This window comes from Burkholderia cepacia complex sp. TUM26381 (assembly GCF_057439935.1).
Genome location: NZ_CM172007.1, coordinates 2,285,943 through 2,299,644, shown reverse-complemented (window position 1 = coordinate 2,299,644; position 13,702 = coordinate 2,285,943). Strand labels below are relative to the sequence as shown.

Genomic DNA, 13,702 nt, shown 5'->3' with positions numbered 1-13,702 from the left:
CTCCATTCAAAGCAAAGGGTTAGTCATGAACGTAGGTCTCGTAGGTTGGCGCGGCATGGTCGGCAGCGTCCTGATGCAGCGCATGCAGGAAGAGGGCGATTTCGACCTGATCGAACCGGTGTTTTTCAGCACCAGCAACACGGGCGGCAAAGCGCCGTCGTTCGCGAAAAACGAGACTACGCTCAAGGACGCGACCAACGTCGACGAGCTGAAGAAGTGCGACGTGATCATCACGTGCCAGGGCGGCGACTACACGAACGACGTGTTCCCGAAGCTGCGCGCGGCCGGCTGGAACGGCTACTGGATCGACGCGGCATCGTCGCTGCGGATGAAGGATGACGCGGTCATCATCCTCGATCCGGTCAACCTCGACGTGATCAAGGACGCGCTCGTCAAGGGCACGAAGAACTTCGTCGGCGGCAACTGCACGGTCAGCCTGATGCTGATGGCGCTCGGCGGCCTGTTCCGCGAGAACCTGGTCGACTGGATGACGGCGATGACCTACCAGGCCGCATCGGGCGCCGGCGCGCAGAACATGCGCGAGCTGCTGTCGCAGATGGGCGCGCTGAACGGCGCGGTGCAGGAACAGCTGGCCGACCCGGCTTCCGCGATCCTCGACATCGACCGCCGCGTGCTGGCCGCGATGAACAGCGATGCGATGCCGACGAGCCACTTCGGCGTGCCGCTGGCCGGCTCGCTGATTCCGTGGATCGACAAGGATCTCGGCAACGGGATGTCGAAGGAAGAGTGGAAGGGCGGCGCGGAAACCAACAAGATCCTCGGCAAGCCGGCGATGGGCGAGCCGGGTTCGATCCCGGTCGACGGGCTGTGCGTGCGGATCGGCGCAATGCGTTGCCACTCGCAGGCGCTGACGATCAAGCTGAAGAAGGACGTGCCGCTCGACGAGATCAACGGCATCCTCGCGTCGGCGAACGACTGGGTGAAGGTCGTGCCGAACGAGCGTGAAGCGTCGATGCGCGACCTGTCGCCGGCGAAGATCACGGGCACGCTGACGGTGCCGGTCGGCCGCCTGCGCAAGCTCGCGATGGGCGGCGAGTACCTGTCGGCGTTCACGGTCGGCGACCAGCTGCTGTGGGGCGCGGCCGAGCCGCTGCGCCGCATGCTGCGCATCCTGCTCGACAAGTAAGTACGCTGCCGGCCCGGCCTGCGGGCCGGGCGGCACATGACGACGCGCCGCGCCGGCCTCGAGATTCGAGGCTGGCGCGGCGCGTTTTCATGCGTGGATCAGCGCAGGTTCAGCAGCGTCTGGTCGACCGCCTGCTGGGTCTTGATCGTCTGCGCGTTGGCCTGGTAATTGCGCTGCGCAGTGATCAGGTTCACGAGCTCGGTCGTCAGGTTGACGTTCGAGTTTTCCTGCGCGCTGCCCTGCAGCGTGCCGTGATTCGTGCTGCCCGGCGCGGAGATCTGCGGGACGCCCGATGCGGCACTTTCCGCATACTGGTTGCCGCCGATGTTCACGAGCCCGTTCGGATTGTTGAAGTTCGCGAGCGCGATCAGGCCGAGCACCGCGCTCTGGCCGTTCGAGTAGTTGCCGGTCAGCTTGCCGTCGGTGCCGATCGAGAACGTCGTCAGCGTGCCGCTCGCGAAGCCATCCTGCGCGAGGTTGGTCACGCCGTCCTTGCCGCCGTACTGCGTGGTGCCGCCGAGGTCGAGCGTCAGGTTCTGCGGGTTCGCGCCGCCCGTCGTGTTCGGGATCGAGAACGCGAACTGGCCGAGGCTCGGCGTCGGCTGGCCGGTCGCGGCCGACGTCGTCGAGCTGATCCGGCCCGACGCGTCGAACGTGACGGTGCCGAGGTTGGTCGGCGTCTGGCCCTGCACGCCCGCGTAGGCCTGCCACGTGCCGGCAGCACTCTTCGCGAAGTACATCGTGACCTGCTGCGAGCCGCCGAGCGTGTCGTAGACCTGGATCGACGAGTTGTAGTTGTACGTGGTGTTGTCGCTCGCGTTGAACGGCGTCTTGGCCGGCACCTTGTCCTGCGAGTTCAGGTTGAACTGGCCGGTGATCTTGTTCGTCGCGCGCGGCGCGATGTTGTTGGTCGGCGCCTGCAGCGGCACGGTCTGCGCGGTGTTGATCACGCCGCCCGCGCCTGCCGCATAGCCCATCAGGTTGCGGCCTTGCGCGTCGACGATGGCGCCGTTCTTGTCGCGGTGGAACGTGCCGTCGCGCGAGTAGGTGGTCACGCCGTTGTTCGACATCTGGAAGAAGCCGTTGCCGTTGATGGCAACGTCGAGCGACGACTTCGTCGAATTGATCGACCCCTGGCTGAAATTCTGTTCCACCGATGCGAGGTGTGTGCCGATGCCGATCTGCGTGTTGACCGACGTCGCGACTGAATTCGCGTACATGTCGGCGAAGTGCGCGCGCCCCTGCTTGAAGCCAACCGTGTTTGCATTCGCGATGTTGTTGCCGATCACGTCGAGATTGCTCGACGCGCCGGCCAACCCGCTCAAACCCTGCTGATAGCCCATGTTCGATCCCCGTAACGAGCTGGTGAGTGAATGCAGTCGTGCGACTGCGCGATGACCCTCTGGCACTTCACGGCATCAGCCCGGCCGATCGTGCTCCCGCCTTTCCGGCATGTGCAGGCACGAAGGTCGAAATGTGCCGATTCCTGTTTGAAGACGATCCTAGCGACGGCAATTATTTGATCTGTGTAATTTTGTGTAATGTAATTGAATTGGTGAAGAAATGACCGCTTTTGTATGAGCAAAGGGTCGTGTGGTATCGGCTGAAAGCCTTATGGGGCGGGGGTTTGGCGGGGGAAATCTTCATTTCGCCGATAAGAGAGGAGAATTGCCTTCTTATCGGTGAATTGAAATGGATTGGAATGGAATTGGCGGCCGGTCGGGATTTTTTTGATTTCCGGCTGTTAATCCATTAACGGCAGGCGGCGCGAATTGTTGAGCGAACGCGTCCCGATTCTGCCGCCCTGGCCCTCCGGTCGATGTGCGGTGAACGCCGGCAAGCCGCGTCGTCCGGGCCGGCGGGCGATGCTGCCGCGACGGCTTCGGGCAATGGATGCGGGCGCGATCCGGCCGATCCGGTGCACAGGCTGCGGCATGCGGCATGCGGCATGCCGCGTGCGGACCGGGCGGCCCGCACGCCTGATCGCGCCGGTTGCACCTGCCGGCGAGGAATTCGGCCCGAACGTGAGCGCGTGAAGTAAACTACGCGGTTACGACGCACAGACCCGCCGAAAGCGTCGCGTTCCGCGCGACGCTTTTGCATTTCTGCGGCAACTTTATTGACGCTTCCAACCGCGAATCCGAGCCGCGCCCGCGCGCGGCGATAGAGCCAACGATGTCCCGAATTTCCTTGTTTCCGCGTCAGTCCCGTCTGTCGCGCGCCGTGCGTGGCGCGCTGGCGATCCTGGCGCTCGGCGCAGCTGCATCGGCCTGGGCGGCCGGCGCCGGCGAACTGCCGGCGTCCTCCGCTGCCGGCGCCACCGCACCGCTTACCGTGACGGTCCAGCCTGGCCAGTCGCTGAACGACATCGCGAAAGCGGCGACGCAATCGCACGATCCCGGCGTGCTCGCGCGCGCCGGTCGCGCACTGTTCGACGCCAATCCGCAGGCGTTCATGAAGCGCGACGCGAGCCGCCTGAAAGTCGGCGCGACGCTGACCGTGCCCGCGCTCGACGCGACCGGCGCGGCGCTCGTGCCGGCTGGCGCCTCCGCTGCCTCCGGTGCGGCGGCCGCTTCCGCACCCGCCGCCGCATCGGGCGGGGCGGCGCTCGCGCAGCATGGCGCATCCGCGCCGCATCCCGGCTCGGCCGTGCAGTCCGCGCCGCCGGTGCCGGCCGTGCATGCGGCGCCGGTGAGCGGTGCGAGTGTTGCGACGGCTGCGGGGGCGTCGGCTTCGATCGGCGCCTCGGCCGCGCATGGTGCCTCGGCCGTCGAAAGCACGCCGGCGGCGCCTGCCGCGGGTGCAAGCGGGCCGCATGTCTGGAGCGGTGCGATTCAGTCGGCGCCGTCGTCCGCGAGCGAGGCCGCGGTTCAGTCGATGCCGGGCAGCCAGGTTTCGGGTGTGCACGAACCGGCCGGCGCGGCGCCTGCCACGGGCGCGTCGCAACCGCGCCCGTCGAGCCTGCAGCAATTGCTGGCGCTGAAGAATCGTGTGCTGATGGAGTTGCAGAAGCACGGCATCGGCAAGCAGGCTACGACGACCGGCGTCGCGCCTGCGCCCGCGCCGGTGCCCGCCGCACCGCGTCCGGCCGCGAACGACACGGGTGCGCCGGCCGCTGCATCGACGGCAGGCGAAGCCGCGTCGGGTGCGGCTGCCAGCGCGCCGCAACCGGCATCGGCTTCTGCGCAGCCGGCCGCTCCTGTCGCCCCGGTTGCGACGCCCGCCCGCCGTACCGAGCAGATGGACTGGCGCCCGGCCGCCGTGGCCGGTGCAGCCGTGATCGTCCTCGCGGCCGGCTTTGCGTGGCGCAAGCGCCGGAAAGGCCGGCAATCGGGTGATGAGGGGGCGGCGGCTGCCGCTGTTGCAACGGGTGGCGGCGCGGCTGCGGAAGCCGCGCCGCCCGTCGAACGCGAACTGCCGATCCAGCCCGAAATGCCGGTCGCGCGCGACGCGGCTTCCGACATGAACCTCGCCGCGGCGACTGCCGCAGCAGCCGAGACGATCGAGCCGCTTGCGGCGGATGTATCGCCTGCGTCCGAAGTGACGACGCACGACGAGCCGCTCGGCTTGCCGTCTGCCCACGCTGCGGTATCGCCTGCGAACGAGGCGGTTTCGGCTTCGGCGCCGCATGACGCGGATCAGGCAGAACAAGCCGCTGCCGTGGACAAGCAGGCCGAGCAGGCCGAGCGGAGCGCCGTACCCGCCACGCCTTCCGTGACCGAAGCGCAGCACGCGACGCTGATGCAGAACGCGATCAGCGCGCTCAACAGTCTCGACATGCCGCTGCCGCCGCGCGCGATGGACGAACCGGCGTTGACGCCGGACGAGCTGTCCGCGCGGGCAGGGCAGTTCGACGCCGAGAAAATTGCAACTAACGGTCAATCCGCCCAGCACCTGCCGATTGGCTCGAACGATGCGGCCCTGGAACATCCGGCCGATCAGGACGACGAGTTCGACTGGGATCCGGACGCGGCGACGCCTGCCGGCCACGCGGGCAGCCCGCTCGCGACGTCGTCGCTGCCGCCGCTCGGCGGCGCGCAGTTCGGCGCGTTGAAGCTCGATTTCGATCTCGACCTGCCGTCCGCGCCGGGCGCCGCGCTGCCTGCGCTCACGCCGGACGAGCTCGCCCGCATTGCGCGCAACAAGCTCGATCTCGCGTCGGAGTACGTCGAACTGGGCGACCTGTCCGGCGCGCGGACGCTGCTGCAGGAAGTGGTCGACGCGAACGACACCGCGACGCGCGACGACGCGCGTGCGCTGCTCGCGAAACTGGCGGACGAGGCGTGAAGCGGATCGCGCTGGGTGTCCAGTACGACGGTGCGGCGTTTTGCGGCTGGCAGGCGCAGCCGCACGGCAAGACCGTACAGGACCGGCTCGAACATGCACTGGCCGAGTTCGCGCGGGTGCCGCTGCACACGACGGTGGCCGGGCGGACCGACACCGGCGTGCACGGGCTCGGGCAAGTCGTGCACTTCGACACCGACCTCGACCGTGAGGTGTTCTCGTGGGTGCGCGGCACCAACGCGTTCCTGCCGTCGACCGTGTCGGTGCAATGGGCGAAGCCGATGCCGGACACGTTCCACGCCCGGTTCTCGGCATTCGAGCGCACCTATTACTACGCGCTGTACGTGCATCCCGTGCGCTCGCCGATGCTGGCCGGTCGTGCGGGCTGGATCCACACGCCGCTCGACGACGATGCGATGCGCGCCGCCGCCGCGCACCTGATCGGCGAGCACGACTTCTCGTCGTTCCGGTCGTCGGAATGCCAGTCGAAGACACCGGTCAAACACCTGTATCGGATCGACGTGCGGCGCGACGGGCATTTCATCCATTTCCGCTTCCGCGCCAACGCGTTCCTGCATCACATGGTGCGCAACCTGATGGGCTGTCTCGTCGCGGTCGGGCGCGGCCGCTATCCGGCCGACTGGCTCGCCGACGTGCTGGCCGGGCGCGACCGCAATCTCGCGGCGCCCACTTTCATGGCCGACGGGCTGTACCTCGCCCACGTCGGCTACCCGGCGGAATTCGCCGTCCCGCCCGCGCAGCTCGGCAGCGTGCCGTGGAGCAGCGTCTGGGCCGATCTGGACCCTCAATCATGACGGATCACGCCGTGTCTTCCCCGACTTCCGCCGCGACCGGCCTGGCGCCGCGCACGCGCATCAAGCTGTGCGGGCTGTCGCGTCCCGAGGACGTGCTGCACGCGGCGGCGCTCGGCGCCGACGCGATCGGCCTCGTGTTCTATCCGAAGAGCCCGCGGGCGGTGACCATCGCGCAGGCGGCCGAGCTGGCGAGCCTCGCGCCGCCGTTCGTGTCGGTGGTCGGGCTGTTCGTGAATGCGACCGAAGCCGAGATCGAGGCCGTCGTGCGCGACGTGCCGCTGACGGTGCTGCAGTTCCACGGCGACGAGACACCCGGGCAGTGCGATGCGCTCGGTCGCGCGGCACGGCTGCCGTGGCTGCGCGCGGTGCGCGTCGGCCCCTCGACGCAGCCGTCCGATTTGGTAGAATCGGCTCTTCATTATTCGAAAGCGCGCGGCCTCCTGTTCGACACCCTGGTGCCGGATTACGGCGGTAGCGGCAAGGTCTTCGATTGGTCTCTTATTCCCGCAGAGCTCGCGCATCGGGCCGTTTTGAGTGGTGGCTTGAGCGCGCAAAACGTCGGTGATGCGATCCGCCAGCTGCGTCCGTTTGCTGTCGATGTCTCGAGTGGCATCGAAGTGGAGGGCGCAAAGGGCGTGAAGGACCACGCCCGGATGGCGGCGTTCGTACGCGCGGTGCGCGAAGCGGACGCCCGGTGATGCAAGCGGTGCGGCCCCGAAAACGGGGCGCGCCGACCGATCGAGAGAGACACCATGTACAACCTTCCTGATGATCGCGGCCATTTCGGCCCGTATGGCGGCGTGTTCGTCGCCGAGACGCTGATTCACCCGCTGGACGAACTGCGCGCGGCGTACGAAAAATTCCAGAACGACCCCGATTTCGTCGCCGAGTACGAGCGCGAACTGAAGTATTTCGTCGGCCGCCCGTCGCCGATCTATCACGCGCAGCGCTGGAGCGAGATGCTGGGCGGCGCGCAGATCTACCTGAAGCGCGAAGACCTGAACCACACGGGCGCGCACAAGATCAACAACGTGATCGGCCAGGCGCTGCTTGCGAAGCGCATGGGCAAGAAGCGCGTGATCGCGGAAACGGGCGCCGGCCAGCACGGCGTTGCAACCGCGACGATCTGCGCGCGCTTCGGGATGGAGTGCATCGTCTACATGGGCGCCGAGGACGTGCGCCGGCAGGCCGCGAACGTGTACCGGATGAAGCTGCTCGGCGCGACGGTCGTGCCGGTCGAGTCGGGCTCGCGCACGCTGAAGGATGCGCTGAACGAGGCGATGCGCGACTGGGTCACGAACATCGAAAGCACGTTCTACATCATCGGCACGGTGGCGGGCCCGCACCCGTACCCGATGATGGTGCGCGACTTCCAGCGCGTGATCGGCGACGAGTGCAAGGTGCAGATGCCTGAACTCGCGGGCCGGCAGCCCGACGCGGTGATCGCCTGCGTCGGCGGCGGCTCGAACGCAATGGGCATCTTCTATCCGTACATCGACGACACGTCGGTGCAGCTGATCGGCGTCGAAGCGGCCGGCGACGGCCTCGACACCGGCCATCACGCGGCATCGCTGATCGCCGGCAGCCCGGGCGTGCTGCACGGCAACCGCACGTACCTGCTGCAGGACGACAACGGCCAGATCATCGAGACGCATTCGGTGTCGGCAGGTCTCGACTATCCGGGCGTCGGCCCCGAACACGCATGGCTGAAGGACAGCGGCCGCGCGCAGTACGTGCCGATCACCGACGACGAAGCGCTGAAGGCATTCCACGATTGCTGCCGGATCGAAGGGATCATTCCCGCGCTCGAGTCGAGCCACGCGATCGCGTATGGCGTGAAGCTCGCGCCGACGTTGCCGAAGGACAAGATCCTGCTCGTCAACCTGTCGGGCCGTGGCGACAAGGACATGCACACGGTCGCCGAGCGATCGGGTATCGACCTCTGACCCCGACCGATGCGTGACCTGATCGAAGAACCGGGCGGCGGTGCCGCGAGCGAGGCGGAGGCGGTTCAGCCCGCCGTCGCGGTGCCGCGCGCGCTGCCGTCCGGGATCGAACTGCATAACCGCGATTTCCTGACCGATGCCGCGCACCTGCCGGATGCGTCGATCGACCTGATCGTCGCCGATCCGCCGTACGGGCTCGGCAAGGACTACGGCAACGACTCGGACAAGCGTTCGGGCGACGATTTCCTCGCGTGGACGCGCGAGTGGCTCGAGCTCGCGATTCCGAAGCTGAAGCCGAGCGGGTCGATGTACATCTTCTGCACGTGGCAGTACGCGCCGGAAATCTTCAGTTTCCTGAAGACGAAGCTCACGATGGTCAACGAGATCATCTGGGACCGGCGCGTGCCGAGCATGGGCGGCACGACGCGCCGTTTCACGTCGGTGCACGACAACATCGGCTTTTTCGCGGTTTCCAAGGCGTATTACTTCGATCTCGATCCGGTCCGCATCCCGTACGACGCCGATACGAAGAAGGCCCGCTCGCGCAAGCTGTTCGAGGGCAGCAAGTGGCTGGAGATGGGCTACAACCCGAAGGACGTCTGGTCGGTCTCGCGCCTGCACCGGCAGCACGCGGAGCGCGTCGATCATCCGACCCAGAAGCCGCTGGAAATCATCGAGCGGATGGTGCTCGCAAGCTGCCCGCCGGGCGGCCGCGTGCTCGATCCGTTCATGGGCAGCGGCACGACCGCGGTGGCCTGCGCACGGCAGGGGCGCAACTTCGTCGGCTACGAGATCAACGAAAGTTATTGTGCGATCGCGCACGAGCGCGTGAACGCGCTCGCTGCGCCGGCGTGCGCGTGAATCGCGCCGCCGCATCGCCGAACTCTAACTTTGTATGGGTCCGGAGTAAGCGCTGAAGCGCCAACTCCGGATCGACACAGGAAAATTGCCATGTCCCGTATTCAGCAAACCTTCGCCGCGCTCGCCGAACAAGGCCGTAAGGGCCTGATCCCGTTCATCACGGCCGGCGACCCCGATCCCGCGAAAACCGTCGAATTCATGCACGCGCTCGCCGCCGGCGGCGCGGACGTGATCGAACTCGGCGTGCCGTTCTCGGACCCGATGGCCGACGGCCCCGTGATCCAGCGCTCGTCGGAGCGCGCGCTCGCGCGCGGCGTCACGCTCAAGAGCGTGCTGGCCGACGTGAAGCGTTTTCGCGAGACCGACCCTAAAACCCCCGTCGTGCTGATGGGCTATGCGAACCCGATCGAACGGATGGGCGTCGACGCGTTCGCGGCCGAGGCGCACGCGGCCGGCGTCGACGGCGTGCTGGTCGTCGACTATCCGCCGGAAGAGGCGGGCGTATTCGCCGAAAAGATGCGTGCCGCGCAGATCGATCCGATCTTCCTGCTCGCGCCCACGTCGACCGACGAACGCATCGCCGACGTCGGCAAGATCGCGAGCGGCTACGTGTATTACGTGTCGCTCAAGGGGGTGACCGGCGCGGGAAATCTGGATGTTTCGAGCATTGCGGGTAAAATCCCGGCCATCAAGTCGCGCGTGCCGGTTCCGGTGGGCGTCGGCTTCGGTATCCGCGACGCCGAAACGGCGCGCGCGGTGGCCGAAGTGTCGGACGCCGTCGTGATCGGCAGCCGCCTCGTGCAGCTGCTCGAAAGCGCTGCGCCGGATGCTGCCGCCGCCGCGCTGAAGACCTTCATCGCCGAGCTGCGTGCCGCCCTGGACGGCGCGGGCAAGACGGCGCGATAAACACAACACAGGAAGCGGGCGGGCCAAGCGGCCCGTCCCGCCACGGAACAGGAAACCATACGATGAGCTGGCTCGACAAACTGTTGCCGCCGAAGATCAAGCAGACCGACCCGAAAAGCCGCAAGGGCATTCCGGAAGGCCTGTGGGTCAAGTGCCCGTCCTGCGAGGCCGTGCTGTACCGCAACGACGTGGATGCGAACCTGCACGTATGCCCGAAGTGCGATCACCACATGCGCATCGGCGCGCGTGAACGTCTCGACGGGCTGCTCGATCCGGAAGGCCGCTATGAAATCGGCCAGGAAATCGTGCCGGTCGACACGCTGAAGTTCAAGGACAGCCGCAAGTACCCCGATCGTCTGAAGGAAGCGATGGACGAGACGGGCGAGACCGACGCGATGGTCGTGATGGGCGGGGCGATCCACACGCTGCCCGTCGTCGCGGCCTGCTTCGAGTTCTCGTTCATGGGCGGCTCGATGGGTTCGGTCGTCGGCGAGCGCTTCGCGCGCGGCGCGCAGAACGCGCTGGAACAGCACGTGCCGTTCATCTGCTTCACCGCATCGGGCGGCGCACGGATGCAGGAAAGCCTGCTGTCGCTGCTGCAGATGGCCAAGACCACCGCGATGCTGACCAAGCTGGCCGAGGCGAAGCTGCCGTTCATCTCGGTGCTGACCGACCCGACGATGGGCGGCGTGTCGGCGAGCTTTGCGTTCCTCGGCGACGTCGTGATCGCCGAGCCGAAGGCGCTGATCGGCTTCGCCGGCCCGCGCGTGATCGAGCAGACGGTGCGTGAAAAGCTGCCGGAAGGCTTCCAGCGCGCCGAATTCCTGCTGAAGACGGGCGCGATCGACATGATCGTCGACCGCCGCAGGATGCGCGACGAAATCGCGCAATTGCTCGCGCTGCTGCAGCGACAGCCGGCCGACGCGCTGGCTTGACCGGCGCAAGGTTGTGAACTCTGCGCGTCGCCTGGCTTAAGCGTCAGGCGGCGCGCTTCGTTTTTTGGCGTAGTGGCGGTACCGATCCAGATTTGATCCGATGAGCACTTTTCCCACTCTCGACGCGTGGCTTTCGCATCTCGAACGCGCGCACCCGGTCGGCATCGACATGGGCCTGACCCGCATCGGGCAGGTCAAGGCGGCGCTGCAGCTTGAATTCGCATGCCCCGTCATCACCGTCGGCGGCACGAACGGCAAGGGCTCGACCTGTGCGTTCCTCGAGACGATCCTCGTGCGCGCGGGCTACAAGGTCGGCTGCCATACGTCGCCGCACCTGCTCGAATTCAACGAGCGCGCACGCGTGAACGGCCAGAACGTCACCGATGACGAACTGCTGCCGCATTTCGAGGCGGTCGAAGCCGCGCGCACGTCGCTGCCCGAGCCCGTGTCGCTCACGTATTTCGAATTCACGACGCTCGCGATCATGCACCTGTTCGCGTCGCGCGGGCTCGACGCGGTGATCCTCGAAGTCGGCCTCGGCGGCCGGCTCGATGCGGTCAACATCATCGATACCGATTGCGCGATCGTCACGAGCATCGACATCGACCACACCGAATACCTCGGCGACACGCGCGAGAAGATCGCGTTCGAGAAGGCCGGGATCTTCCGCGCGGGCAAGCCGGCAATCTGCGGCGATCCGGCCGCGCCGCAAACGCTGATCGATCACGCCGAAGCGATCGGCGCCGACCTGTGGCTGGTCGGCCGCGATTTCCGCTACGAGGCGCAGGCAGGCGCGGAGCGCCAGCAGTGGAGCTACCTCGGCCGCGAGAAGCGCTATCCGGCGCTCGCATACCCGGCGCTGCGCGGCGCGAATCAGCTGATCAATGCGTCGGCCGCGCTCGCCGCGCTCGAGGCGTTGCGCCCGGTGCTGCCGGTGTCCGCGCAGGACATCCGGCTCGGGCTCGCGAACGTCGAGCTGCCGGGGCGCTTCCAGGTGCTGCCCGGCAAGCCGGCGATCGTGCTCGACGTCGCGCACAACCCGCATGCGTCGGCCGTGCTCGAGCAGAACCTCGGCAACATGGGCTTCTTCCCGTACACGTACGCGGTGTTCGGCGCGATGCACGACAAGGACATCGACGGCGTGCTGCAGCACCTGAAGGGCGAGATCGACCACTGGTGCGTGACCGACCTGCCGCTGCCGCGCGCGGCCTCCGCGGAGCAGCTCGAAGCCGCGCTGCGCAAGGCAGGCGTGGAGGAGGGGCCCGATTCGAGCGTGACGCGTTACGCGTCGCCGGCAGAAGCGTTTCGCGATGCACTAAAAAGAGCATCCGAGAATGATAGAATCGTGGTTTTCGGCAGTTTCCATACGGTTGCCGGCGTGCTGGCCTACCGTAAATCGCAGCAACACTGACTGACGGGCAGTTTCGGACTCAGCCATTCATGGGAATTTTCTCGTTCGGCAAAAAAGACGACGACGCGCCCCTGCGGCGCGGCGGTCGCACCGGGACCTCCCGGAACGTGCGCACGGAGCGCACCACTGAACGCGTCGAGCGCCGCTCGCGCCGCACCGAGCGTCCGGAATCGGACGCGCTGCTCCTCGATCCGACCCTTCCAGAAAAGCAACGCGCACGCCGTCGCCTCGTGGGCGCGATCGCGCTCGTCGTGGCGGCCGTGATCGTGCTGCCGATGGTGCTCGATTCGCACCCGAAGCCGGTCACGGACGACATCGCGATCGACATCCCGAACCGGCCCGCGCACCAGGCGGTCGCGCCGCGCGACGATGATGCGTCCGACGTGCAGGCCGGCGTCGCGCATGACGAGCCGCCGGCATCCGACACGGCCGTTGTGGCCGCACCGGCACCTGTGCCGGCGCCCGCAGCCAAGCCGGCCGCGAAACCCGATACGACGACCACCGCGAGCGTGACGCCGCCGAAGCCCGCGCCGAAGCCGGCCGCCCCCGCGGCGAAACCGGCTGCGCCGAAACCCGCGCCCGCCACCGTCGCGAATGCCGACGCCGCGAGCCCGGACAGCGGCGACGCATCGTCGCCGGCCTCGCCGGCCGGTGCGCGCTTCGCGGTGCAGCTCGGGTCGTTCAAGGATGACGCGACGGCCCGTTCGTGGGCGACCAAATTGAAATCGGCGGGTGTGCCCGCATATGTCGAGCATCGCAAGCAGGCAGACGGCAGCACGGCTACACTGTTGCGTGCCGGCCCGTTCGCGGATCGCTCGGCGGCCTCCGCCGCGATCGCGAAGGTGCGCGAAGCCGGTCTGACGCAATAACGCACGATGCTGACGGCTTTCGACTACGCTGTATTGGCGGTGATCGTGTTGTCGGCGCTGCGCGGTGCGTGGCGCGGCTTCGTGTCGGAGATATTCGGGCTGATCGGCTGGATCGCGGCGATCGTGATCGCGGGCCGCTACGTCGGGCTGGTCGTGCCGTACATTCCGGCGAACTGGCCGGGCGGTGCGCTGACGCAATGGGTGATCGCCTTCGCGCTGCTCGTGATCGGCGTCGTGCTGGTCGCCGGTGTCGCAAACGCGTTGCTGTCGCGGATCGCGCAGGCGAGTGGCCTGGGCGGCGTCGACCGCTCGCTGGGCATGATGTTCGGGCTCGTCCGCGGCTGTGTGCTGGTGGTGCTGCTGGTCGCGGCGGCCGGGCTGACCGAACTGCCCAAACAGGATTTCTGGCGCAATGCGCTCTTGCGTCCTTTCGCCGAACAGGGCGTGCACGAGCTGAAGCAGCTCCTGCCCGACGGCATGGCCCAGTACGTACGCGTGTGACGACGCGGTCGGGCAGGACGGAACCGA

13 protein-coding genes are annotated in these 13,702 nt (G+C 67.3%); 12 read left to right on the top strand and 1 reads right to left on the bottom strand.

The window, feature by feature from the left end; translation table 11 throughout:
* Positions 1–25 precede the first annotated feature (25 nt).
* Positions 26–1,147, top strand: a complete 1,122-nt coding sequence (gene asd / locus ACWMMN_RS26950) for an aspartate-semialdehyde dehydrogenase (RefSeq protein ID WP_059237239.1) — start codon at positions 26–28, stop codon at positions 1,145–1,147.
* A 98-nt stretch (positions 1,148–1,245) separates the two neighbouring features.
* On the opposite strand, the gene flgE is transcribed toward asd, so the two are convergent.
* Positions 1,246–2,490 (bottom strand): flagellar hook protein FlgE, encoded by a 1,245-nt coding sequence (flgE, locus tag ACWMMN_RS26945; protein ID WP_059237238.1) that lies wholly within the window; start codon positions 2,488–2,490, stop codon positions 1,246–1,248.
* Positions 2,491–2,516: 26 nt separating this feature from the next.
* Here flgE and ACWMMN_RS26940 point away from each other — a divergent pair, with 26 nt between their 5' ends.
* The 11 genes from ACWMMN_RS26940 to ACWMMN_RS26890 all read left to right on the top strand — a co-directional run bounded on the left by ACWMMN_RS26940 (position 2,517) and on the right by ACWMMN_RS26890 (position 13,675).
* Positions 2,517–2,714 carry a hypothetical protein gene (locus ACWMMN_RS26940; RefSeq protein ID WP_155627210.1) on the top strand — a complete coding sequence of 66 codons (198 nt, stop codon included), beginning with the start codon at positions 2,517–2,519 and terminating at the stop codon, positions 2,712–2,714.
* 608 nt (positions 2,715–3,322) lie between these two features.
* Positions 3,323–5,434: a motility hub landmark protein FimV gene (locus ACWMMN_RS26935; protein ID WP_486423366.1), complete on the top strand. Its 2,112-nt coding sequence runs from the start codon at positions 3,323–3,325 to the stop codon at positions 5,432–5,434.
* Positions 5,431–6,246 (top strand): tRNA pseudouridine(38-40) synthase TruA, encoded by an 816-nt coding sequence (truA, locus tag ACWMMN_RS26930; RefSeq protein ID WP_059237236.1) that lies wholly within the window; start codon positions 5,431–5,433, stop codon positions 6,244–6,246. Before ACWMMN_RS26935 ends, truA begins: the two co-directional genes overlap by 4 nt.
* On the top strand, positions 6,243–6,944 hold the full coding sequence (locus ACWMMN_RS26925; RefSeq protein ID WP_059237235.1) for a phosphoribosylanthranilate isomerase: 702 nt from the start codon (positions 6,243–6,245) through the stop codon (positions 6,942–6,944). Before truA ends, ACWMMN_RS26925 begins: the two co-directional genes overlap by 4 nt.
* Positions 6,945–6,998: 54 nt before the next feature.
* Positions 6,999–8,192 carry a tryptophan synthase subunit beta gene (gene trpB / locus ACWMMN_RS26920; protein WP_486423365.1) on the top strand — a complete coding sequence of 398 codons (1,194 nt, stop codon included), beginning with the start codon at positions 6,999–7,001 and terminating at the stop codon, positions 8,190–8,192.
* A 9-nt stretch (positions 8,193–8,201) separates the two neighbouring features.
* A complete protein-coding gene (locus ACWMMN_RS26915) occupies positions 8,202–9,053 on the top strand; it encodes a DNA-methyltransferase (protein WP_059237233.1) in 852 nt (283 codons plus the stop codon).
* Positions 9,054–9,143: 90 nt separating this feature from the next.
* Positions 9,144–9,959 carry a tryptophan synthase subunit alpha gene (trpA, locus tag ACWMMN_RS26910; protein ID WP_059237232.1) on the top strand — a complete coding sequence of 272 codons (816 nt, stop codon included), beginning with the start codon at positions 9,144–9,146 and terminating at the stop codon, positions 9,957–9,959.
* Between the two features lie 62 nt (positions 9,960–10,021).
* Positions 10,022–10,894, top strand: coding sequence for an acetyl-CoA carboxylase, carboxyltransferase subunit beta (gene accD / locus ACWMMN_RS26905; protein WP_059237231.1), 873 nt, complete (start codon positions 10,022–10,024; stop codon positions 10,892–10,894).
* A gap of 100 nt (positions 10,895–10,994) precedes the next feature.
* Positions 10,995–12,305: a bifunctional tetrahydrofolate synthase/dihydrofolate synthase gene (folC, locus tag ACWMMN_RS26900; RefSeq protein WP_059237230.1), complete on the top strand. Its 1,311-nt coding sequence runs from the start codon at positions 10,995–10,997 to the stop codon at positions 12,303–12,305.
* 29 nt (positions 12,306–12,334) lie between these two features.
* Positions 12,335–13,174, top strand: coding sequence for an SPOR domain-containing protein (locus ACWMMN_RS26895; RefSeq protein WP_486423364.1), 840 nt, complete (start codon positions 12,335–12,337; stop codon positions 13,172–13,174).
* 6 nt (positions 13,175–13,180) lie between these two features.
* The gene (locus ACWMMN_RS26890) at positions 13,181–13,675 is read left to right on the top strand and encodes a CvpA family protein (protein WP_027782633.1); all 495 of its coding nucleotides are present in this window, start codon (positions 13,181–13,183) and stop codon (positions 13,673–13,675) included.
* Positions 13,676–13,702 lie beyond the last annotated feature (27 nt).